This is a genomic window from Flavobacteriales bacterium, from assembly GCA_021739695.1.
Taxonomy (GTDB): domain Bacteria; phylum Bacteroidota; class Bacteroidia; order UBA10329; family UBA10329; genus UBA10329.
The window spans coordinates 46197-69902 of the sequence record JAIPBM010000023.1 but is presented as its reverse complement, the minus strand read 5'-3'; the positions used below and the strand labels follow the sequence as shown (position 1 = coordinate 69902).

At 44.4% G+C, this 23706-nt stretch carries 26 protein-coding genes; 17 read left to right on the top strand and 9 right to left on the bottom strand.

The features are described from left to right. Positions 1–166 precede the first annotated feature (166 nt). The 4 genes from K9J17_13845 (at position 167) to K9J17_13830 (ending at position 3361) form a co-directional block, all read left to right on the top strand. The gene (locus tag K9J17_13845; GenBank protein MCF8277812.1) at positions 167–940 is read left to right on the top strand and encodes an HNH endonuclease; all 774 of its coding nucleotides are present in this window, start codon (positions 167–169) and stop codon (positions 938–940) included. A 241-nt stretch (positions 941–1181) separates the two neighbouring features. Continuing rightward, complete coding sequence (locus K9J17_13840) at positions 1182–1493, top strand: energy transducer TonB (GenBank protein MCF8277811.1); 312 nt, start codon at positions 1182–1184, stop codon at positions 1491–1493. Between the two features lie 154 nt (positions 1494–1647). Beyond that, entirely contained in the window at positions 1648–2274 is a 627-nt protein-coding gene (locus K9J17_13835) for a hypothetical protein (protein MCF8277810.1), read from the top strand. A 148-nt stretch (positions 2275–2422) separates the two neighbouring features. After that, positions 2423–3361 (top strand): hypothetical protein, encoded by a 939-nt coding sequence (locus K9J17_13830; GenBank protein ID MCF8277809.1) that lies wholly within the window; start codon positions 2423–2425, stop codon positions 3359–3361. Between the two features lie 266 nt (positions 3362–3627). On the opposite strand, the gene K9J17_13825 is transcribed toward K9J17_13830, so the two are convergent. After that, a complete protein-coding gene (locus K9J17_13825; protein MCF8277808.1) occupies positions 3628–3963 on the bottom strand; it encodes a hypothetical protein in 336 nt (111 codons plus the stop codon). 115 nt (positions 3964–4078) lie between these two features. Between K9J17_13825 and K9J17_13820 the strand changes: the two genes are divergently transcribed. The 7 genes from K9J17_13820 (at position 4079) to K9J17_13790 (ending at position 9741) form a co-directional block, all read left to right on the top strand. Continuing rightward, a complete protein-coding gene (locus K9J17_13820; protein MCF8277807.1) occupies positions 4079–4621 on the top strand; it encodes a hypothetical protein in 543 nt (180 codons plus the stop codon). A 241-nt stretch (positions 4622–4862) separates the two neighbouring features. After that, positions 4863–5372 (top strand): hypothetical protein, encoded by a 510-nt coding sequence (locus K9J17_13815; GenBank protein MCF8277806.1) that lies wholly within the window; start codon positions 4863–4865, stop codon positions 5370–5372. Between the two features lie 178 nt (positions 5373–5550). Further along, entirely contained in the window at positions 5551–6171 is a 621-nt protein-coding gene (locus K9J17_13810; GenBank protein ID MCF8277805.1) for a hypothetical protein, read from the top strand. 122 nt (positions 6172–6293) lie between these two features. Then, complete coding sequence (locus K9J17_13805; GenBank protein MCF8277804.1) at positions 6294–7766, top strand: FG-GAP repeat protein; 1473 nt, start codon at positions 6294–6296, stop codon at positions 7764–7766. Positions 7767–7889: 123 nt separating this feature from the next. Next, the gene (locus K9J17_13800; protein MCF8277803.1) at positions 7890–8636 is read left to right on the top strand and encodes a hypothetical protein; all 747 of its coding nucleotides are present in this window, start codon (positions 7890–7892) and stop codon (positions 8634–8636) included. Between the two features lie 110 nt (positions 8637–8746). After that, a complete protein-coding gene (locus K9J17_13795; GenBank protein ID MCF8277802.1) occupies positions 8747–9322 on the top strand; it encodes a hypothetical protein in 576 nt (191 codons plus the stop codon). 5 nt (positions 9323–9327) lie between these two features. After that, positions 9328–9741 (top strand): hypothetical protein, encoded by a 414-nt coding sequence (locus K9J17_13790; GenBank protein MCF8277801.1) that lies wholly within the window; start codon positions 9328–9330, stop codon positions 9739–9741. Positions 9742–9770: 29 nt separating this feature from the next. Here K9J17_13790 and K9J17_13785 read toward each other — a convergent pair whose 3' ends face one another. After that, positions 9771–10550 (bottom strand): enoyl-CoA hydratase/isomerase family protein, encoded by a 780-nt coding sequence (locus K9J17_13785; protein ID MCF8277800.1) that lies wholly within the window; start codon positions 10548–10550, stop codon positions 9771–9773. A gap of 140 nt (positions 10551–10690) precedes the next feature. On the opposite strand from K9J17_13785, the gene K9J17_13780 reads away from it, so the two are divergent. Both K9J17_13780 and K9J17_13775 read left to right on the top strand, forming a co-directional pair. Next, the gene (locus K9J17_13780) at positions 10691–10960 is read left to right on the top strand and encodes a hypothetical protein (GenBank protein MCF8277799.1); all 270 of its coding nucleotides are present in this window, start codon (positions 10691–10693) and stop codon (positions 10958–10960) included. A gap of 79 nt (positions 10961–11039) precedes the next feature. Beyond that, entirely contained in the window at positions 11040–12479 is a 1440-nt protein-coding gene (locus K9J17_13775) for a hypothetical protein (protein MCF8277798.1), read from the top strand. Here K9J17_13775 and K9J17_13770 read toward each other — a convergent pair. From K9J17_13770 to K9J17_13745, 6 genes are all read right to left on the bottom strand, one after another. After that, the gene (locus K9J17_13770; protein MCF8277797.1) at positions 12476–13171 is read right to left on the bottom strand and encodes a hypothetical protein; all 696 of its coding nucleotides are present in this window, start codon (positions 13169–13171) and stop codon (positions 12476–12478) included. The two genes, K9J17_13775 and K9J17_13770, sit on opposite strands and share 4 nt — an antisense overlap. 131 nt (positions 13172–13302) lie before the next feature. Next, positions 13303–14154 (bottom strand): LytTR family transcriptional regulator, encoded by an 852-nt coding sequence (locus K9J17_13765; protein MCF8277796.1) that lies wholly within the window; start codon positions 14152–14154, stop codon positions 13303–13305. 75 nt (positions 14155–14229) lie between these two features. Further along, positions 14230–14577: a hypothetical protein gene (locus K9J17_13760; protein ID MCF8277795.1), complete on the bottom strand. Its 348-nt coding sequence runs from the start codon at positions 14575–14577 to the stop codon at positions 14230–14232. Between the two features lie 5 nt (positions 14578–14582). Further along, the gene (locus K9J17_13755; GenBank protein MCF8277794.1) at positions 14583–17846 is read right to left on the bottom strand and encodes a T9SS type A sorting domain-containing protein; all 3264 of its coding nucleotides are present in this window, start codon (positions 17844–17846) and stop codon (positions 14583–14585) included. A gap of 149 nt (positions 17847–17995) precedes the next feature. Next, complete coding sequence (locus K9J17_13750) at positions 17996–18283, bottom strand: DUF3817 domain-containing protein (GenBank protein MCF8277793.1); 288 nt, start codon at positions 18281–18283, stop codon at positions 17996–17998. Positions 18284–18358: 75 nt separating this feature from the next. Continuing rightward, on the bottom strand, positions 18359–18682 hold the full coding sequence (locus K9J17_13745; GenBank protein MCF8277792.1) for an antibiotic biosynthesis monooxygenase: 324 nt from the start codon (positions 18680–18682) through the stop codon (positions 18359–18361). 80 nt (positions 18683–18762) lie between these two features. On the opposite strand from K9J17_13745, the gene K9J17_13740 reads away from it, so the two are divergent. Further along, positions 18763–19338 (top strand): hypothetical protein, encoded by a 576-nt coding sequence (locus K9J17_13740; GenBank protein MCF8277791.1) that lies wholly within the window; start codon positions 18763–18765, stop codon positions 19336–19338. A 140-nt stretch (positions 19339–19478) separates the two neighbouring features. Continuing rightward, entirely contained in the window at positions 19479–19991 is a 513-nt protein-coding gene (locus tag K9J17_13735) for a DinB family protein (GenBank protein MCF8277790.1), read from the top strand. Positions 19992–20018: 27 nt separating this feature from the next. Here the strand turns inward: K9J17_13735 and K9J17_13730 are convergent, their stop codons facing one another. Beyond that, a complete protein-coding gene (locus K9J17_13730) occupies positions 20019–20609 on the bottom strand; it encodes a YigZ family protein (GenBank protein ID MCF8277789.1) in 591 nt (196 codons plus the stop codon). A 292-nt stretch (positions 20610–20901) separates the two neighbouring features. Between K9J17_13730 and K9J17_13725 the strand changes: the two genes are divergently transcribed. After that, positions 20902–22803: a histidine kinase gene (locus tag K9J17_13725; protein ID MCF8277788.1), complete on the top strand. Its 1902-nt coding sequence runs from the start codon at positions 20902–20904 to the stop codon at positions 22801–22803. After that, positions 22800–23525, top strand: a complete 726-nt coding sequence (locus tag K9J17_13720) for a LytTR family DNA-binding domain-containing protein (protein MCF8277787.1) — start codon at positions 22800–22802, stop codon at positions 23523–23525. The genes K9J17_13725 and K9J17_13720 overlap by 4 nt, the downstream gene beginning before the upstream one ends. Positions 23526–23706: the final 181 nt, after the last annotated feature.

Sequence of the window (23706 nt, the reverse complement as noted above, 5' to 3'; positions counted from 1 at the left end):
AGAAACCAACTTACTCCAACACCAACTATGCAAATAGGGCGCGAAGTGTTTGCCGCAAGTTCATCACGGTTTGCAGTTTTCGGTTTCGGGCGAAAGGACGCAGGTATTAAAGCCCTATTTTCATAGTTGTAAAACGTTGTGTAACATTTACCTCCGAGACATCTAAATGAACTGGATAATTTCTGCGAATTCAAGAATGTATGACCATTCAAGTTCTTTTGAACATCATGGCTCAATAGACTGGAGACAAGGAACTGCAAAATTTGAAATTGGCGACACCGTTTATATTTATTGTACTCGACCGCTAATGATGCTGCAATACAAATGCATCGTTGACAGAATTGACCTCAATTCTTCTCAAATAAGAGACGACAAAGAATACTGGATTGACGAAGAAGAATACTACAAGTCTTTGGACGGAAAGTTTATGACTTTACGATTAATAGAGCAAGTATCTAATAATCAAATGAAACTTGCTGTTCTTAAGGAAAATGGACTTAGCGCTGCGCCTCAAGGTCCTGTAAAAATCAAAGCTGAAAACTTATTACGCCACATTGAAATCTTCTTTACCGACAACTATCAAACTGACTTTTTTCCAGACATGGTAAAAGAGGACGAGACAGAATATGAAGGGGCAAAAAGGACCGTAATCGTAAATAAATACGAAAGGAGTTCAAAAGCAAGAGAAAATGCTGTTGGATATCATGGTCTTAACTGTAAGGTATGTGATTTGAATTTTCAAAAAATGTATGGTGAAATTGGAGCAGACTTTATTCACATACATCATTTAATTCCAATTCACGAAATCGGCAAAAACTATCAGATTGACTACAAAAACGACTTAATTCCAGTTTGTCCGAATTGCCATTCCATGCTTCATAGAAAGCTAAAGGGGAAAGAGCCGAGTATTGACGAATTAAAGCAGATGATTAACAAATAAAAACGTTACACAACAACTACTATAAAAATAGGGCGTGACGACAGGTACGCAAACCTTGGTGGTTTCTACCAAGTTCAGTTTCGGCTGAAAGGTCGAAGGAATTAAAGCCCTATTTTCATAGCAGTAACCCGTTGGGTGTAATTTAAAAACGAGCATTTTGAAAGGCTATATCTTATTTCAGTCATTCCTTGTTCTACTACCTTTTCTAACGACAGGACAAAACGCGTCTGACACGTCAACAGTGTCTGACGTTGCACTTGCTAAAATGTGGGACAGCATTGCTCTTGAAAAGCTTCTACGTGACAGTTTACAGTATCCGCAATCTGCGCGGGAAGATGGAATAACTGGAATTGTTTACGTGGCATGGCAGTTTGACGAAATTGGAAAGGTTCAAGACCTGAAAATTGTAAGAGGAGTTCGACACGACATTGACGAGGAAGCTCTCAGGTTGGTGAAATTAATTGACCACGTGAATGTTGACTTACCAAGAGACAAAGACGGAAAGGTTATTCCAATGCAATACACCTCGCCAGTGAAATTTCGACTGAATTAAAAGAAAGAAAAACTACACCCAACAACCGCTAATTCTAATGCTTGCGACCGTACGTCAGTCAGACTTAGCTTCGTTCTGCACCGTCCGTGCTTGGCGAAAGGACGGCAGTTTCTAACGCATTATCTTTAGCGGAAACCGTTGGCGGTAATTTTAAATGAGGCGACATTCAGTAAGGAAATCTAAGACGCTAATCTTCGGGCTTCTGCCCGTACTGACCGTTGTACTGGTAAGTACAGTGACATTTTATGCGACAACTTATTATCCAAGTTGGGATTTTAACTGGAACGGCATTCGTCCTGAAGTCATTGATACGGTTAACAAGCTTGACTTTTACGGTTACATAAGCTCTGGTTCTGAAGGACTGTCTGGAACAACACCCGTACATTATGAAACTAGGTATAGATTGATGAGTATGGCAAGTGATCAGGAATTATACAAATTACTTGATTATCCGCAAGGGGCTATCAAGGCAACAGCATACGAGGCATTGCTCCACAGAAAGAAGTACGATCATTATGAGTTAATACTGAAAGCCTTGGACGACACTACATTTTTTGTTGATTATCGATCCGGTTGCGTTGGTGACATGCTTCTTCTCGCTGAATACATTTCTTGGAATACAGTATACTGTCTCACGAAGGATTGTCCTCCGTATACTGATGAAATCAAAGAGAAATTGCCGATGACCGAAGACCAATTGTCCCGTCTTCGTAAGCTTTACGCAGAACGTATCAGTAAGAAAGATTACTACTTCCGAACGTACATGGACTGGAGACAATAAAAAAACTACCGCCAACACCATCTATGCAAAATAGGGTCTCATCAGTTACGCAGGGTTCGGGTTTACCTGTCCACTCCTGTCCTGTGGGACAGGGCGAAGCAGCTAAAACCCTATTTTTCATAGCTGAGAAACGTTAGCCACAATTTGAATGAAACAACTTTTTATAATATTAATCTCAATTTTCACATCAGAAATATGTGCACAAAATGCTATTGATTATTATAGAGGAATCAATGAAGGTAAAGTATTTGCGATTGAATACGACTTTGAATCAGCAATTAATTCATATCAACAGGTTTTTAGAAGTAATGATTTTGTTTTTGCAAGGGATTGTTTTAACGCAATCGAATTATCAATCCTTGCCAAGAACTCAGTCAAAACTAAGTACTTTATTGAGCGGGCAATCTCACAAGGAATCCGACTTTCCGACATAGAACAATCTTATAAATTAACTGACTATTTAGAACTAAACATTTTAAATGAAATCAAAGCAAATGAAGACAGTTTGCTGACTATCTATTCATCACGAATTAATTGGAAGATTAGAGAAGAGATTAATCAGATGTTTTCAGAAGACCAGAAGATAAGAGAAGAATATTACACTGCTAATGTTTTTCAAAAAAACAAAGTCCGAATGAGGTGGGAATCTTTGAATGCCAAACAAGTAGAAAGATTGATTGAAATTACAAAACAATATGGCTTTCCTGGAGAAAAATTAATTGGACTTGATAGAAACGAAATGCACCCAAAGATTAAGACTAGTAACTACTCTGCAGGAATGCCAATCGTAATTTTAATACATCATTTTAGCCAACCGAATCTATCCTATGACGAGTTATTTGTTGAAGAAGTTGAAAAAGGAAATTTATACAACGTACATTTTGCAACAATCTGCGATTTTGAAGCTGAATTTGGTAAAACCAAATTTGAGAATTTTGGCTATTATGGTTTAAGGCATCTGCCGAAAAAATTAGATAAAAATGCCTTAAATCTAAAACGAAAAGAAATTGGAATTTTGGAATTTGAACAAATAGAAGCGTTGAATAAAATCAATAATCTTACAAAGTTTTGGAATCGTCTATACTAAAAACTGTGGCTAACAAAGGCTATAAGCAATTGGGGTTTAAGTGTTTAAATGAAAAATAGTAAATAAAATTAAGGTCAGTGCTAAACTGAAAAGTTAGGGCAAAAAATCCCCAACTGCTCATAGCCACGACCGTTGTAGGTAATTGCTAAATGACACGGAGCGATCTGATATTTACGACCCTGTTCTTGTTCTTGGGGATATTCAATTCAACCGCTCAAGACGATGAACTTCTTAGTAAGTATGCCTGTGACTCTTGCGAAACAACATCAAACGGTAGAAAAACGATAGAAACCTGCTATTACCCAAACGGTAATAAGTGCATACGGACTGTTTCGACCAAGCGGAAGATTAAGACCAAAGGACATGGTGAAACCTTCGGTTGGACTTGGAAAACCCGAGAACGCGTCACGACCTATGCTCTTGAAGGGAAAAAAGTCGGATGGTATGTTATGAAAAACGGTATTCCTACCAGGTAAAATGAAACAACTACCTACAACACCATCTATGCAAAATAGGGTCTCATCAGTCACGCAGGGTTCGGGTTTATCTGTCCGCTCCTGTCCTGTGGGACAGGGCGAAGCAGCTAAAACCCTATTTTTCATAGCTGAGAACCGTTGTAGCACATTTTGAAACGGACACCTCAGAGGTGACATAAATTCTGACACAATAAACACTCCGACTGCTCGTAAATACACTAAACTAAAAACACCTGAAATCATGCAATTCACGTTAACGCGCGTTCTCATTTTGACAATTTCACTCGCCATTGGACTTTCATCATGCAAAAAGGACGACCCTACAGACGGCTTGAATAGTCTTGTAAGAACCTATGAAGAACCTGTTGGAAGTAACTGTGCTAGCGGTGGTATCCGAATTGAAACTGGTGTAGACATGAATTCTAATGGTGAACTCGAAGCATCCGAAGTGGATGAAATCAAGTACGTATGCAATGGAAACACCAATCAACCCTTGACATATGCGGCTATTTTAAGTCAGCAGGGTTCATCTGCACCTTCTGGGACAATTGTGAATAATGAACTAGGCGTAACTATTACTTGGACGAGAACCGAGCAAGGAAAATATACCGGAACCATCAGTTCACCACTAGACCTTCAAAGAACCTTAGTCCTCAATAATAGCAACATGGTAAGCTGTCAATTGACATCTGCGACCGAAATTAAACTGGAGAATTCTTGCGGTGTTAACGCATGGTGTGACGGTTTTCAAAATCTAATGGTTGAAATCAGGGTCTACCCATAGATTGAAAGAAAAAACGTGCTACAACAACCGCTATCAAAATAGGGCGTGACGACAGGTACGCAAGCCAAAGTGGTTTCTACCAAGTTCAGTTTCGGCTGAAAGGTCGAAGGAATTAAAGCCCTATTTTCATAGCAGTAACCCGTTGGGGTTAATTTTGGCGCATCTTGAAAATTGGGTTTCTTAATCAATGTTTTTGACTAAATGGAACTTGTTTATTAGAAGATAGGATTGGGTTTTAGGAATGCTTAGGATTACGAAGAAAAATCAGTTTGAAGCTCTAGGAGTGTTCATATTTCATAACGTAATCCTTGCGGTAGTCATTATTCTTTCAGGATTTGATGTTGGCATTGCATTGAGTCTAGGTGTGATAGCGATATTGGATGCAGCACCGACAATTTACCTTCATTGGCAATACTATGAATTAAACAAAGGGGTTGAATTCAGTATAAGTTCCAGAGCAATACAGGTAAGGACGTCAACCGGAAATGAGACACTTATCTATGCGAATGAGATAGACCGAATTACCTTAAATATGTCTGCCGCCATTAAAGCTCGGTCGCACATTCATTTCTTGAGTATGTCAACTTACCATTTTGCGCAGGTTCATCTGAAAAACAACAGGCCTGACATTATTATCACAAATCTGGTAACTCCCTTTGTTGAAAAGGAAATTGAAAGCCTTAAAGATGTACCGATTCATAAGACAATTCAACCGTTCAACCCTGTGAAACAACGCCCTGAAATCTTGTGAGTTATTCAAGGTCAATAGAAACTTGGAAATAAAAAACTAACCCCAACAACCACTAAACCTAATGCGTGCGACCGTACGTCAGTCAGTCTCAGTTTCGTTCTGCGCTGTCCGTGCATGGCGAAAGGACGGCAGTTTCTAACGCATTATCTTTAGCGGCAACCGTTGGCAATTATAAAAAATGGACACATTTTCAATCACATCAGAAAGGAGAAACCTTTTGCTTTTTGCTTTTGGTTACAGTATTGTGAATACAATATTCATCGCACTTGAATTTCTATATATCAAAACTGGAAAGCCTGACGATGTACAATGGTCGTTCATCACGATTGGTAGTATCCTTTGTACTGTTTACATCTATAAGTTCTTTATAGACTACTTTGCTTATAACCGCTTGGACAAATTGGTGCTAGTCACAAAACTTAATTTGTTTGTCGAAATCATCTACCAGCTTTTGGGGATTGGTTCAAGGTTTTCGGACTTTCTCCCTCAGGTTGGCTCGACTGCCGTTGAAATTCTTTCGGCTTTCTTAGGAATTGCTATGGTGGTTTTAATTCTTAGGGCAAAATCGGACGACTTAAATTCTCGCTTTATCCGTATGAAACAATGGGCGAAAGGTTCGATAGCAGCGTTTGTTTTAATGTTTGTTTACAGCGCTGTTCTAATGTTTGCAGCTCCTTATTGGTACGGTGAACTAAGCACGACCATGTACGGCTTTCTAATCATTCCTGACATTATCGCGGTTCTTCTTGTTTTGGAAGTCGGGGACGGAAAAGAAATTACAATTGCCAACAACCGCTAAAATCTAATGCGTGCGACCGTACGTCAGTCAGTCTCAGTTTCGTTCTGCGCTGTCCGTGCATGGCGAAAGGACGGCAGTTTCTAACGCATTATCTTTAGCGGAAACCGTTGGCAAACATTGTAATGAAGCTTTTATCACACTTTATTTTATTCTTCCTCTATCTCGGCTCCTGCCATGCCCAAGGAACATTTCAAAAATTGGACGACACCAACAGACAAGAAGGTGAGGTAATAGGTTGGTCTACCAGTATTTCGAAAGATCAAGCCGTGTCTGGCGCACCCCATTATCAAATTGCTGTTAACAAGGACACGATTGTAAACGCAGGTGCGGTTTATGTTTTTCAACGAACAACTACCGGAACATGGAAGGAATCACAACAGCTAACCGCACCCTACCCTAAAGCAAATGATTGGTTCGGAACAGCGGTGAGCATCAACGGAAACCATTTAGCGGTTGGAGCCAACGGCTTCGATCAAGTGGATGATGACGGTGAGCATAGAATCAGGGAAGGGGCTGTATTCATGTACGAGAAAGGCGCTGATGGAATTTGGAAATTAACACAGACGCTTACCATTCCTTCTCCATCCCAAAGCGATAATTTCGGAAAGAATCTCATGTTGCAGAATGGTAAACTCATCGTTTCTGCCCACATGTACAAGCGCGGTGAAAACCCTTCAACCTCAGGTACGGTGTTCATTTATCAGTTGACTGATAATGGCAAGTGGATTCAGAGAGACCAAATACAGCCGCCTGAAGGCGTTAAAAATTTCGGTTATTCGATTTCCATGTCTGACCGCCACGTCCTGATTACCGCAGCACAGAGCAATAGTGCGTACCTCTATGATCTAGATGAGAGTCTGAAAGCTGTTTTCAAGCAGAAACTGGTCAGTCCTAATAGCAGTGTAAGGCACTTTGCAAGTTCTGTTTGCGTGACAGACGACTATCTCTTTGTTGGTGCCGAAGGAGAAACCAGCTATAAGCTATTCGATATAGATACACTGCCAGCAACAGATTCGGTTTTTGTGATGCGCATAATGACCGAGACAGATGATGGTTATCAGATGGCAATCGAACTGATTCCCAACGACCCTTCTACTTTAGAATCAATGAATATTACGAAAGAGAAATTCAGAGAAGAAGCCGTGAGGGTTGAAACGTGGGAGCAGCATGAAGAAAGAAAGGCTGGGGCTGGTTCTGTCTTTGTGTATGAGAAAGATGCGGATGGCATGTGGAAAGTTTCTCAGGAAATTACTGCTTCTGACCGTGGTGCTGACGATAAATTCGGAATGTGTTTAAGCGCTCACGACAGCTTGCTAATCGTTGGTGCATTTGCAGATGCATTGGAAAACACTGACCCAGCAGAAGCACTTTATCACGGAGCCGCCTATGTTTTTCAGTTGACTCCCAATGGCAGATGGAAAGAACTTGAAAAACTTACCTCAGTGCAGGAAAGAAGTTGGCTCAAGTTCGGATTTTCAGTAGATATGGAAAACGACAGAGCAATTATCGGCTCTCGTTTCGAACGAATTAATGACGACAAGGTAGCTGGTGGTGTTTATATCTGGGAGAAACAACGATTTGCCAACAACCACTAAACCTAATGCTCGCGACAGTACGTCAGTCAGTCTCAATTTCGTTCTGCGCTCTCTGCGCATGGCGAAAGGACGGCAGTTTCTAACGCATTATCTTTAGCGGCAAACGTTGTGTGCAAGCAAAAAATGACAACGCAAATCGACATAGACTTCAATTTTTACTCTGACGCAAGAGGTGGTGACCCAGACAGTACAAGTCCGACATTGAGGAGATACCACAAAATCCTATGGAGTAAACCTTTGCCAAGCGGACAGCATTTCGAATTAACCGACAATAGACAAGGTACCTACCTATATCACAAGTCATCTTTAGGAGAATTTATCTTGGGTAGTGACGCAATAACTCACTCATACAGAAACCAGAAACGGAAACATTGGCTTACAAAGCAAATCCCAAATGAGGTTGACGAGCTTTTTGATACAGGAAGCACAATCGGGGCATACACCGTATTTCCGAAAAACAAGATTGACAACAAATTCACCATCAATCAAGCAAGAGGAGTAAATAGCTTCATTGACGACAGATTTGACCTTACATTAGAGTGTATTCGCTTATTCTATTTGGGACAAGAAAGCCCCCTTTACGACACCTTCTTGAGGTACGAAAGCTTCTTCAATCTGTTTGACAACTTTGAAGGATATGTTCAATTTTTCTTGCTTGATGACCTTATTGACGAAAACCAAAACATCAAGTTCTATCTGCCGTTTGACAACTTTAAATCAAAACCAGCCTTTGCTGTCATTGACGAGTATTTGGTTTACAAAAGCCGAGTAATGGAGTTTATTAAATCAAGAAATAGACGAATTACAGAACAGACGAACGAAAAAATGAAAATGCCAGCACACAACAACTGCTATGTAAATAGGGCGTGACGACAAGCACGCAAGCCTTAGTGGTTTCTACCAAGTTCGGCATCGGGCTGAAAGGTCGAAGGAGTTAAAGCCCTATTTTCATAGCGGAAACCGTTGGGCGTCATGACGAAATGAGACACATTCTATTAAGCTTACTTCTATTTGTAAGTGCTTGCTCCTCTCGAAACAAGTCTCTGGATTTTGATTGGACACAACTTTCTGACAAGGATTACTCAGTTCACTACGTTCAGTTAAATTTTGACAACTTTCCGACCATTGAGACAATGGACGTAGATCCATTGGATTACGTTGGTTCTGAAGGGGAGTTTATCCTGACAGATTCGCAGAAAGCGAAACTCCAACAACTCATATCAGATAGCGCTTATTATTCTAACGGTGACTGTGGGACATTCCACACAAACGCGTTGATACTGGTTTTAAAAGATGAAACGGTCAGAGGAATTATTGAAATCAGATGCGGTTATAATCAATGGGAATTCCAACCTTACAATTCGCTGACGAAATGGGGAGGGCTTAATGACGAAGGCTTTGACCTAATGAGTAGCTTGCTTGACGACATTAACCTTGAAAAAGAAAATAAATCACGAACCCCCGCTCGCGCAAGTCTTCCGAAGGATGACTTGTGTGGAATGAAACACGATCAGTTTATAACTGATCTTAACACAATAACTTTTGGCTATTTTTAAGCCAAATGAAGTTGACAGAGGAACAAATCGCAGAAATTTCCGACCTACTCGATTGCGGAATGAGGTGCTACTATCATCGACCAACTGGCACCATTGAATCTCACCCTGACCCAGACGACCCTTACTTCGACCCAGAACCTTGGCAAGACGTCATTGACAAAATTGAAAATGACGTGGAAAACTATCAGTCATTTGTAAAAATGGATTCAAATCAAGGATTCCAGGTATTGGAGAATTTCGCCCATTCATTGACGGACTCCAACTTTAAGCAAAGAATTTTAGGCAAACTTTCGGAAAAAAAACCGTTTCAGAACTTCAAGATTCTGATTGATGCATCAGCGTACCGACAAGATTGGTTTACCTTCAAAACGAAAGCCTACAAGAACTTTGTAGAACAACAAATTGAAATAGGAAACTAAAACCAGTAGTGGCGTATAGCCGCACGCCCCTACCTCTCCCCCTTCTTAAACTTGCCGATGGCATTGCGGGTAAAATCGGATAGCACGAGTTTTCCGCTCATTCCGGCACGTGCAGAAAGAAGGGTATCCCAATCTTCGGTTCCTTTCCAGAAGACCTTCTTCAGCATGGCCATGGCTTCTGGGTTGCTTTTAGCTAGTTGCTCGGCCAGCACATCGATGGCGGCATCCATCTCCTCAATGGTTTCGTGGATGGAAGTGTACAGTCCTTTCTCCCTTGCCCACTCGGCCGAATACCAGGTGGTGGCGTCAATGCTCATCTGACTGAAAGCCGCATTGCCGATCTTCTTCTCTACGGCCGGTCCTACCACAAACGGTCCGATACCTACGGCCAGTTCGCTCAGCTTAACGGCTGCATGCTTGGTTCCGAAGGTGTAATCGGCAGCAGAAGCAAGCCCTACACCTCCTCCAACGGCTTTCCCTTGCACACGGCAGAGCACGAATTTAGGCGCTTTGCGCATGGCATTGATCACGCCCGCAAAGCCCGAAAAGAACACTTTCCCCGTTTCGAGGTCATTTATGGAGATCAACTCATCAAACGAAGCACCGGCACAAAAGGCCTTCTCCCCTGCACTTTTCAGCACCATCACCTTCACAGCTTCATCCTTGCCAGCATCCTCAATGGTCTGTGCTAGTTTACGCAGCACTTTCCCTGGTAAGGAGTTGCTGAGTGGGTGCTGGAACTCGATGGTGGCAATACCTCGAGCATCTACATTGATAACTACGGCTCCTTGATCTACTGCTTCGCTCATTTTCGTGGTTTTATGGATGCAAAACTAAAAAACCAGTCAAGCCTTTGGTGTTAAAGCTTAGCTGCCGCCATCCGAATTAAATTTCGATGAAGATGTAAGAGCGGGTGCTTTCCTCTCCAATTTTGCCCAATATCTGCGCCATGGCTGATCCCCTTAACCGTTTCGTTTTAAAGTACCTGAAGCAGTTGGAAATGACGGGTGTCATCATGCGCATCAGCAGTTTCAGTGTGGTCAGTTGGATGGGTGCAGACAGCCCTTTCATGTATGTGTGGTTACTGAATACCATCGATGCCATATTGCTTACCTGGTGCGCCATTCTGAAGAAAGATGCCGCATACTCCCTGCTCAATGGATTTTGGATATTGGTGGGTCTGGTAGGGGTTTTGCGCGCAGGCGATTTCATCCACTAAGGCAAGCTGTAGACCTTTGGTGCCAAACCACCGCGCTTTTCATCAGCTTTTTTCGCAACATTTCCGTTCTTAGCGCAGCATGCTACAAGCTATCTGTCACCATACTTCCAACGCCATTTTAACTGCACTTAAGCAGGAAATACTGGTGGAAGATGGGGCCATTTGCCAGCCGAGTGCCTATTTTGCAAGCATTCATCGCATGCAATCGACTGTCCTTGGAATAGTTGCCGAACACAATCTGAACGGACCTGATTCATTAGCTCTGAACGATGTGTTCCAATCACTTAAAGGCAGTTTGGCTGGAGAAAATACTTTCACAGCCAGCTTCAATCTGCTGAGTAAGGCCGAAAAGCAAGCGCTTACCACTTTCCTCGATTGGTTTAAGTCACAGCACCTAGCACGGGTGGAACTGTCGGACCTCTACGAATCAATGCTGCTGCTCGAATTCCCTGTACGGGATGGCGTTATTATGGACGACAAGGAGCATTTGAACTCCATTGGTTCGTTTTACACGCCCACACTCCTTGCCGATACTTTGGTGCAACTCACCATCGACAATTACATTTTGAAGAACCTGGGAATAGAGCAGTTTTCCAAGTTGCAAAGCTCAGAAGCCGATCTGGAACGCGTCACAGAACTTCTACGGAACTCCTCCTACGCAGACCATTCTTGCGGAACGGGAAGTTTTTTCCTTGCCCTTATCCGATATTTCAAGAAGCATCTTTGCCTTTCACATGAGGACCTAAAGAAGATGGTGCTGAACTTTCATGCCATCGAAGCAGATTCCATATCGCTGGAAATTGCACGAATATGTGTGTTGGAAGCAGTAGATGGACTTGCGCTTTACCCTGAACTGAGTAAACGTTTCGTCAACGGAAATCCCCTCATTTGGCCTGATGACGAAGCTGATGCCTTTGATCATTCACCTAACTTCTATTATCACAACGGGCTTGCTTTAAGACCAGATCAAATTCAACGCTGTGATGTGATCATTGGCAATCCTCCATGGGGAAGCATCGGTTTTGACCTGAGCCACTACCTGCATCTTCTTTGTCCGCGTTTGGCAGAAATAGACGATGAAGAGGAGCTGGACACAGCATTGGAAATACTGGAAGAATCGCATCCCGAATTGTACCGTTGGCTGCTGATGCATGATGAAGCTGTTGACGTGGCCATGGAGAATGTCTACAACGATGAACGGTTTGACCATTCCTGTATGGGCGGCTTGCAGACCAACGTTCTTTTCACCGAGCTCTGCGACAGTCTTGGTACGGAACGGAGCTCGGTCGGTCTGATCTTGAAAGGTTCTACGCTTTCAGACCCTGTGAACAAGCGCCTTTGGCATCATCTATTGCATCGGAAACGGGTAGTTGCGCGCTACGACCTTATCAATTGCAACAAGATCTTCAATATCGACCGAACGGAAGAATTCTCTGTGCTGATACTGGGAAAGAACCAAGATCAACCCATCCTACACCAAACCGAGCTCACGCACCTTTCCGAGATCGCAGCGTGCTAATGCTGCTCGGAAATCATTCCCTTTTTTCGAAAATACTTCACGCCATAGTTAATGCCAATGGCACCGATCAATCCAGGTGCTGTCCACGGAAGAATGCCCCACATACCAGGAAGCAATTTGCTCATCCATGTATAGCCACCAAACACGAAAAAGGCTGTGTAAGCAGCAATTCCACTGGTAAGCATACCGATCATGTGAAGACGGATCCGGTCTTCCTTTTCGCGCGGACCTTTCAGATTCTTAATGAAGGATGGAATGCCTGTAAGCCCCAAGCAACCGAAAATGAGCATAAGCACCGCTGAATCTTTTCCTTCGAGGATGATACCGTAAACAAGCATCAAGGCGCCTGCCAAAACGATGAGACCATCAAATGCCGTACGTTTCCAATGGAATGCGCTTGTTTCGTACACCCTTGGCTTCAGAATGGCCATACCGTACCAAAGTGGATTGGCCGTGATAAGCGAGATGAATCCTAGAAAAACCGCCATGAAATACTTCCCGATGATGACATTCTTGATGCAGAGCAGCGCAGCCGATGTAACCACCACCCACATGGCTAATACATAGAGTTTCCCAACCACACGATGGCCCTTCCCTCCTTTCTTCATAAAGACAGGAAGCCAGAAAAGCAGCAGGCTTGTAAATCCGAATGAAACGTGTAGAAATAGCAGTGATTTGACGATGATCTCCATGATGTTCTGTTTTTTGATTCGGCTCAAATCTGAGACAAATTGAAAACAATCAAGAACAAAAGGGACGGTTTACAAGCTTTGGTGACGAGTGTCAAACACGTGGGACAGATGACAATTCTGCGGGATGATATTCAATCCAATAGTTCCCTGACTTTCGGAATATACGACCGTGAAACAGGCACTTCCACAACGCCAACATCCCTGAGTTTCAGCTTCAGGCCTTGGGCATTTCCGTAAACCGTTTCAATGCGATCCACATTGACCAGATACGAACGATGACAGCGGATAACATCCGTTCCTGCAAACTTCTCTTCTACCGAGGCGATGGTAGCACGAAGCATTTCCTTGCTCAACTTTCCGTCTTTCAGAAACCAGACCGTTACGTAGTTCTGCATGGCTTCGATGTAGCAAACATCCATCGTTTTCAGGCCTAATTGCTGCCCATTCTCGGCTTCGAGTACAATCGTTTGCTGGTTCTCTACTTCTTTATCCGAATGAAGATGTTCCGAAATATCTAAGGCAGATTCTTCATTCTTCTGCGTTGCCCGTAGCTGAATAAGCACACCGGAAAGCGCCACGGGAAAAATCCCTATCAGCGATGTGTAACCGATCATCCGAACAAAACTGAAATAACCCATGGCATTCCAACCGGAAAGAAAATTGACGAAAAGGAAATTGCCCAACGCTATCCAGACCACAAGGATGATCGATGTGAACATCCACTTACCAAGCGTCCAACTGGGGCCATGGGTTTCTATCTTGAAAATGAATCGGGTGGCCAGTTCAAACATCCAACCGAAAACCACGGTAACGGCACCGAAACCAGCAGATGCCCAAGCAAGGTCGGCCCATGGTCCTTCGATACTGAAAGGACGGATCAGGAACAGAAACAGGCCAACGAACACGCCAACCCAGAAGATGGTGATCAGGCTTTGCTTCAGTTCGGCCTTATCCGGAAATGGTTGTTTGAGTTTTTGAAACACAGACTGATGTTTAAAAACAAAGATGCAAATATGAAGGATAGGACCATTAGTCCTTACCAAACAGAAAGACTGCTATCAGTCAAGCAGCTTAATCTCTTCCAAGACCGCTGGTTGTCCTATTTGGCATTCGCCTTGCGCAATCCGTGAGTAATGAAAGGTGAAGTTCACTTTCAGCCCATTCTTTTTGAACTGTTCATCTAATTGAACAGGAATGAGGTATTTCAGCTCCGTGCCTTCCTTGTATTGAATAAGTATCGGGCAGCCATCTTTGGCAAACTTGGTGGTGACTTCGCCAAAATAACCTTCCTCGTCAGACTCTCCCGATAAGGAAACGCTTGGTTTGGTAGGAACACATCCTACCAATGCAAAAAGAAACAGAGCGCTGGCAACCAAAGCCAGCGCGCTGTTTAATGTGAATTTCAACTGCATTAATCGGTAACTATGAATTGAACCTTACCCAATTTGCCATCTTGCTCTGCCACCAGGAAATAAACCCCTGGAGCCACATCTGACAGTTGCACGCGTTGATTCTGAACGGCAAACTGCTCGCCTAGAATGAGTTTTCCAAGAGCGTTGTATACACGGTAGGTAGAGCCCAACTCCAAACCAGAAATGGTGAACGAACCATCGTTCGGATTCGGATACACTCCCACATCTGTCAATGGTTCGTTAATATCTGTGATCAAGGTGTTTAGAATACCTACTCCGAAACCGGAGAAACCTGTGTTGAAACTGGCAGTGAACTTGACATCTGAACCGAATGAACTGACCGTGGCACTTGCATTTCCGATCGCATACGAAGCGAAATTGGCTGGCGTCACATCGTTAATGCGGGCGTTGGAAACCTTGATGATCTGTGCATTATTCCGGCTGTTGCCTGTGGCGCTTTCCCAAGCGGTCACCTCATTCTGTCGGTAATACAGGCTCAGATTGTAGGTTCCGTTCGGGTTGTTGTTTTCAGGAACAATGGAGAAAGTCTTCGAATGCAACTTATCAGCATTGGCGTTCGAATTGAAAGCCACGGCACTCGGATTCAACCCACTTCTATCCACTTCCAAGGTCACACAACCATAATCCCACGAACTGGTATTCTGAATAGAAGCCATTACATCGCCTGTGGTTGGGTCGTAAAAGTGAACAGTTCCATTCGGTCCAAGTTTGGCTTCATCGCCATTATTGGTATTCACTGCGGCCTGAACAGCAATGTTCGTTTCGCCTGTCACCAACACGTTATCTACTGTGCAACCATACAACCAACCGCCACCATCGTTGTAATAGATAAGTAGCGTAACGGTGCTTTCTCCCAAGTAAGCTGCCAGATCAAACTGCTGCGACACCCATGGGCCATCAACACCCGATGCGACCAGATCGCCCACCAGACTGAAATTCTGTCCATCCAACGAAACGAAAAGCCCTGCATATTCAGTGCTTCCTTGGTAGGTGTTTCCTTCAAAATAAGTATCGAAGCTTACCTGCGCACTGGTGTAGCTGCTAAGGTCTATGGTTGGGAAGATGAGGTCTACTTCGCTCATATCGCAATTACAATCATCATCATTCACATAAGCGAAATTGCTGGTGTTGGTAGAAGGGATATTGTATGGTTGCGTTTCTGCCGCTGCTTCATTCCCTACTTGCCAAGGCGTGTCTCCTGCAGGATTCAAGGTGGTCATGATTCCCAAACCGTTTTCAAAATTCTCGGAAAGAATGGTCTGTGTGCCTTGCGCCAGTGCTGGGTCGAGGTCGTCATCGTTAATGGTAATGGTAACGGTTTGATTCACGCCACCCTGTGTGGCATTCCCACCATTGGCATTCAACGAATAACTAAGAATGATGGTCTCGTTTCCTTCCACATAATCATCGTTAAATACACGCACGGTCACGTTTCCAGTCAAGTTTCCACTTGAAAGGGTGATGTTCGTGTTGAGCAATTGATAATCAACTCCCTGTGTGGCCGTTCCGCCAGAAACAGTGACGTTAACAGAGGCATTCTGAGAAGGTGCCGAAGCAATTCCGATCGGAATGATCACATCCACATATGGCAAGCAACCATTGGCTGTTGTTCCATTGGCTTCGTTGGCCGCTTGTGTGGCCACACTGAAAGTAACAGCAGGCGAACACGTAGGAAGGTCGAATGCGGCCACACGGGTACTCCAGGCATTTCCTGTTCCGTAAGCTCCTGTAAACCAGAAGGTTTCGCCATCCGTTGGATCGAGACCTAAGGCATGGTAATCTCCCCAACGGTTTGAATTATTGGGAGTGGTGCCAGCAATGATGCTTGTTTCCGGTTCGGTCATGGAATTGAGCGGATCGCAGGATTTTCTACCTGTGTAACGCAATGAAGGATAAATGGAACTGCTGCTGACGCTATACGCCATTCCGATGTTTCCTGAAGCGGAAATTCCGATAGAAGGCATCCAACGGCTGGCGGCATCTGGAGAATAGGTCCCTTGCTGATAGATGCTCCAAGAACCTGATGTTCCGTTGGTTCTTCTTAATTCATACCAACGGATTCCCGAACGGTCGCTGCCGTTCACATCTGTCACGTGGCAGCATACAATGGATTCGTGAGTTCCGAAATTCCTGTAGTGTATGCGGTTCATCAACAATTCGCGCAGTGGATCAAGATTGGTGCTCGAACCAGGTTGATCAATGCATGAGAATGAAGTGTAGCCACAAAGATTTGAATCAAAGGCCTGAACACCTAGGGTGGCAACTTGGGTAAGGGTAGTTGCATTGGCATTGCTCCAATTGATGTTGAATGCCCAAATTTCCAAGGCATCTGTTGCTGCCCCACTCCAAGCGTCATCGCGCATACGCATCACCATGGCAGGCGTGCCAGAAGGCGGTGCGGTGGTGCCATCTAAACTTACAGGCGTCATGGCCTGAAAGCCAATAGTTCCAAATGTTGCTACCGTAAAGCGCTGCGCTGTTCCGCCTGTTCCTGCCAACATCTGAGTTCTGTTGAGGGCATAAACAGCAGACGAATTCTCATTTGTTGTGACGATATACGCGTTATTCCAAACCGAATATTTCGGGTAATCGGGGAAATTGGTGGCGTTGTAGGTGTATTTGTACCACGTTCCGAGCGGATCGGCCGAAGTGGAAATAGCCACATGAAGTACGTTTCCGCTGCTGGCAAACTCGCTCATCAACCAACGGTCGGCCTGCTGGTCGTAAAGTACTATCGGGTCTCCGGCCCCTCCAGGAAAACCCATGTAGTTATCTAAGTAAGTAGCATTGGCCAACACCTGCCCCGTCTTACTATACACCTTAAAATAGGAACCTGAACCGCCATTGATCATCTGAATGACATGGTTTGGACCTACATCCACGCATGGGTCGGCAGGGCTCACATTCGTAAATCCAATTCCCTCAAAGCTGTAAGCCAATGACTTGGTATTGACTGCTGATGGCGCATAACTCTGTTGCCAGGCAGGATCATCACCATTGGGCTTTGCCAATGGATTGACAGCCTCATTCAATATCCAATCTTTCTTTGGATGATACCCTGGTTTGAGTGTTTTGGTAATCTCGTTCACCGCATTCGGGTCTTCGATGTAATCGCGAAGCGGAACAGTTTCGCCATGGAAGGTGACAGGAATTTCGGTCGGGTTTCTCAGAACATTGTCTTTCTGAGCGAAAGTGGCCGAGCTGATAAATAGGCCGAATACCAAGATGTGTAAGTGTTTCATCAAAGCTTTTTATTTTTTGCGTTGCGAATCTATGTGAATCCCGTAGTGAAAACGTAATTCAGCGGTCAATTGTTGAAAGATCGCTATGCTTTATCAAGTGTCTTGAAGCGCAGAAAGGTTGTTGCCCATTCCACGCTACACAGGAACCGTCAATGCGCCTTGTATTTCAGGTACTTGGCATCTAAGTAAAAGGTGCCAAAGGGAACCAAGGAAGCAGCGAAGACCATGAAGCTAAAACCGAATTTCCATTTGTAATGGATAGCGGCACTTAGGCCTAAAACACAATAGGACATGAACAGAAAACCATGGGCCATTCCAACATAGTAGTTGGGCTCAAGAATCTGATACACATACTTAAGCGGCATGGTAATACCGAACAACAGATAGCTGATGCCTTCTAAAATGGCTAGGATTCGGAAGGCGCTTAGTAATGTCATGCTTCTGGGATATTTAGGCGCGCTAAAGTAGTGCTTAGGAGTTAGGAGGTCTAATAGCTATTTCTGATCTCAAGTTCATTCGCCCATGCCATACTCCCGCTCTACTTTGGCGATCCGAACGCGGTAGCCTTCATACCATTTCTCCTTTCCCAATTCTTTGGCACGCAGGTGCTTCTGGTATTTCGACCACTCGTGTATCGTTTCCTTGTCTTTGAAATAAAGGACCGTGACGCCAAATCCATCTCCGCCTCTCAATGACTCGGCACCAATGAATCCTTCCAATTTCTGCGCGTCATTCCAAAGCGAATCGTTCATTTCGGTATATCCTTCTTCAACATCTGTGCGTTGCGAGCTGAAAATGACCGTGTAATACGGGGTTGGTGGGGTTTTAGCGAACATCTATTTTCTCAGTTTATCGGATGACGGAAATCATGAAATACAGCTGAAAAGTACGGCATCTTGCCATCAAATTAGATACGATGACAAAATCAAAATACATTTTAGGATACGCCATGATGGCGCTCTTCATTTCCGGTTGCGAAGGTTGCGAAGATGATGAGATATCAGCTTGTGAATGCGAAGCGGAGGCGTACATCGATCAAAGCGCCATAGTCAGCACACAAGGAGCTGTTGGAAGTATCAACAACTATGATCAGGATGGAGATTTTACGGCAGATGCTGCATGCCACGCACTGATGTTCATCTATTTTGAATGGGAAGACAGTGCGCGTGCACGCACTACGGAGGTGCCTTCTATTATTCCAAGTTTCGAAACTCCATTGGGATATTTCCCATCATCGGACCTTAGAACCAAAGAAACAATTTTGAGATTTGACGAGGATCTTGGCGAATACATCATCCATTACAGCTACTCGTATTATGCAAGTGGCGCATTAGATAAGAACCATCCAGAAGGAACAAGCTATACGGTGAGATGGATCTATGGTGAATCATCTGCACCAGCGGGCAACATAAAGGTTCGTGCAACACTTTCGAATAGAGTGTATGACCCAAATGAGTATTCAAGGACCAATAAAAGTGAATGCGCCAATTGATCGCATGTTGTAGGGTCTGAAGTAGCGATAGCCATGGTAGAGCGCGCCATTTAATCAGGAATTTTGTTGGTGTACAGAAAATAAATCCCCCGATCTTTACCACCCCTTTGTATGAGGTAACCTGAGCAATAAGCACTTTCATGAAACCAAACCCAAGCACTTACGGAACTTATTTCGGTCGATATATTGATCTGGTTCCGCAGACCGACCTGTCCGAAGCCTTTAATGCCATCACAGAAGAAAGCTACGCTTTTTGGCTCAACCTGACGGAAGAACAAGGCAACTACCGTTATGCCGAAGGAAAATGGAGCATAAAAGAACTGCTGCTGCACATCATCGATACCGAGCGCATTTTCAGTTACCGTGCCTTGGCCATTGCCCGAGGCGAAACCACTCCTCTACCCGGCTATGACGAGAACCAATATGCCACACATTCTGCGGCAGATTCTCGTTCAATGGAAGAATTGGTCGATGAGTTTTTCAGCGTACGGAATGCCACCATGCTCCTATTCAACAGTTTTACGGACGAGGCACTGAACCGTGTTGGAAAAGCAAATGGAAACCCGCTGACAGCCGCGGCCGCTGGTTTCATCATCATCGGTCACGAAATACATCACATGAATGTGGTGAAGGAGAGGTATTTGCAAGATTGACAACTGACGAACCAATCGCGCTACTTATTATTCGCACTGCACTAAGCCTTGAACAGTTGCTAGTGCATCGGCAGCCTGCTGTTCGTCAATGACTTCAACCATCCATGTGCAATCCATGGCAAACGCTCGGTTTTTCACTTCCCATCCATTCTGACGGATAAGTCGTTCCACTTCGCCAATGCTCGAATGTGGAAATTGAACGGTGATGGTGACGGTTGGAACCTTCTCGATAACAACGGCTTTCTCCAGGGCTTCCTTGGCCGATTCCTTATAGGCGTGAATCAAACCAGAAACACCCAATTTGGTTCCACCGAAATAACGCACTACGGCCACAAGCACATTGGTCACATCCTTGCTTTTGATCTGATTGAGAATGGGCAGTCCGGCTGTTCCGTTCGGTTCTCCGTCATCATTGGCCCGATAGTCGTTTCCATCTGTTCCCAGCATATACGCGTAGCACACATGCCTTGCCGATGGATGTTCGGACTTCAATCGTTCCAAATACGGTCTTACATCCTCCACACTCGAAATCGGAAATGCGTAAGCCAAGAACTTGGAGCCCTTGTCCTTAAAAAGGCCTTCTGTTGCTTCTGAAATGGTTCTGAATGCGTGCGACATCAAGCGCAAAAGTACTTCTTCAATAAGGAAGCATCGCGCCAGTCTAGTTCTGCTCAGGCAAGCTCTCCAATATTCTACTTCAACAGCAATATCAACACGAAAGTGAGAACGAAGGCAAAGATCGGGCCACGCCCCAAACGGTAAAAAAGCGTTTCACCTTGCTGTTGCTGAAGGTGGCTTACCATGCTTATCTTTTCTATAAACCGCTTCTGCTGGCAACACTTATTACTCCATTGGCAACACATATTACCCGAATTCCATTTCTTCGTAAGAAGATGAGAAATTTACAGTGATGATCCACCTACATCGTACCATGGCTTTTGTTGTGGCGTGTTTCCTATGCACGCCATTATCTGTATCGCAGGCCCATGCCCAAGCGGCAGACACTGCTATGTGCCATGCTTACATGGACAGCGTGAAACTGTTTTCGCAACGTTATGATGCAAACGATTCGTTGCGGTATTTCGCTTCCAGGCTGCTTACCTGTTCGGAAGAAACCCAAAACCCAGAAGGGAAAATGGAGGCACTTTCCGTATTGGGAGTTACCTACATCAGAGAAAACAACTTTGCAGAGGCCATGCGCTATTTCAACGAGAATAGGCAGTTGGCCATTGAGCTGCACGATACGGTGGCTGAAGCTCAGGTACTGATAAACATCGGCTCGGTATATACGGCCTTGGATAGTACTAAGAAGGCAATGGAAACCTTGCTCCGGTCTGCCAAGTTGTTCGAAGGAAAGAAGGATTCCAGCATGCTCTCGTATGTATATACCAATATCGGAATCCTATTCGGCAAGATCCGTGAACGGGAGGAACAACTCGGTTATAGCAAGAAAGCCTTCGCGATGGGCGGAGGGGTGATCAAGGACCGGAAAACTCTCACGCTGGCCTCCAATTTGGCTGTGAATTACTTGAACAGCGAAATCCTGGACACAGCCGAAACCTTGGGGCTTGAAATACTGGCGAAGAGTCGGGAGTTCGGAACCTCAAAGACCACTACCCAGATACTGAATCATCTTGCCAACATTTCAAATCGCAAGGAAGACTACCAGAAAACCATCGAATACGTGAATGAGGTTCTCTCTTTTGAAGGTATACTGAAGCACGACCACACGTTTTCATCGGCACTCCATTACCGAGGAATCGCCTATCTGAAATTGGGTAAGGTTCAGCAATCCGTTGCCGATTTTGAGCAGTCATTGGCCTATGCCAAAAACGAACACTCCTTACAGCGCACCGAATCTGTGCTTAAACAGATCCATTTGGCCTACGCTGCAGCCGGAAAGTTTGAGGATGCGTATCGGTATATGGTTGAATACAAGAATGCCGCTGATACATTGGCCAGCGAAGAGAACATCCGCATATTGAACGAGCTCGAAACGAAGTACGAAACCGAGAAAAAGGAACAGCAACTGCGTGATCTGGCGCAGCAGAATCAGATATCGGAGCTGAAAGTGAAACAGCGGAACATTTGGATCATCGTCCTCATCGTAATAGCACTTCTGGTAGCTGGAACCATCTATTTCGTATCGCGACAGCGCTTGCTGAAGCAAGAACGCGAAACACTGGAAAATCGCCTCCTTTCCTTGCGTGTTCAACTGAACCCACATTTCATTTTCAATGCACTCACAGCCGTGCAGAACTACATGCTAGGCGGAAAAGACCTGCGCGAAGCCGTTCGCTACCTTTCCAATTTTGCCAAGGTGATGCGGGCATTCCTCGAGTACAACCAGGAAGAACAGATAACACTCGATAAGGAGTTGAATGCACTAGAACTATACGTTGGAATTCAGAAACTGAGATTCAGCAACGGTTTCGAGTTTGATGTGGAAATTGATGATCAACTGATTCCAGAAGAAGTTCAGGTTCCTCCAATGATTCTGCAGCCACTTATTGAGAACGCCATTGAGCACGGTATCCGAAACATGGATAACGGTAAGATCACACTTAAGTATGAGTTGGAAGGTGATCGTCTGATAATGAAGCTTTCAGACAACGGCATTGGCCGAAAACGTGCAGCTGAAGAAGGCCCTAAAGTAGCAGACAAGAAATCGCTTGCAACCGTCATCACAGAAGAACGTATCTCATTGCTTAACCGACAAGGAAAAGGCAAATACTCGTTAGAGATAAGAGATGCCAATGAAGATGGTTCGGGGACTGAAGTAATTTTCAAAATCCCATTTACACAGACATGAAAGCACTGATAGTAGATGATGAACAGAATGTGCGCGAAGCGCTGAGGGCATTGCTGCAATTGTATGCTCCAGAAACGGAGCTCATTGGCGAAGCAAGTGGTGTAGAAGAAGCAAAGAAAGCCATTGAAACGCTTCAGCCAGAGCTGCTTTTTCTGGATGTGGAAATGGGCGATGGAACGGGTTTCGACCTGCTGAAACAACTGCCCAACCGGAATTTCGAGGTCATTTTCGTCACGGCCCATCAGCATTATGCCATTGAAGCCATTCGTATGAGTGCCTGCGACTTTCTTCTAAAACCCGTAGACCCAGACGATCTGGTAGAGGCCATAGAGCGCGCCAAAACCAAGTTGGTAAATCTTGGCGGAGACCCGATAGATGTAATGCTTCAACATGCATCGGGCATAAAAGACCGCATTGTGCTCAAAGACCTAGACAGCATCTACGTCCTCAAAATTGCAGACATCATCCATTGCGAGGCCGATGGCCGATACACCCGTTTCTTTGTAAAGGAAATGCTTCGTCCAATTCTTGTTTCCACTAACCTAAAGGAATATGAGCAGCTGCTCTCCCCTAGTGGATTTGCGCGCATCCATCACTCGCACCTCATCAATCTGGCACACATCCACCGCATTGATAAGGTTAACCTGACGGTACACCTCAGCCAAGCCCATAAGGTGCCTATTTCCGTAAGAAAGAAGGACGAACTGATGAAACGGCTATAAGGGAAGGAAGCCCATTTTGTTAAGACCCAAGTCATAAGTCAGAAAGTAAATTCTGAAATCAGATTTCGTTTTGTCTTGCTGAAGAAGGAAGCATCTCAGTGCGTAATCCTTGTTCCTCGGAACAACATACAAAGCTCCAAACACTTATTACAGCTTTCATAACAGTTGTTGAAGTAGACCC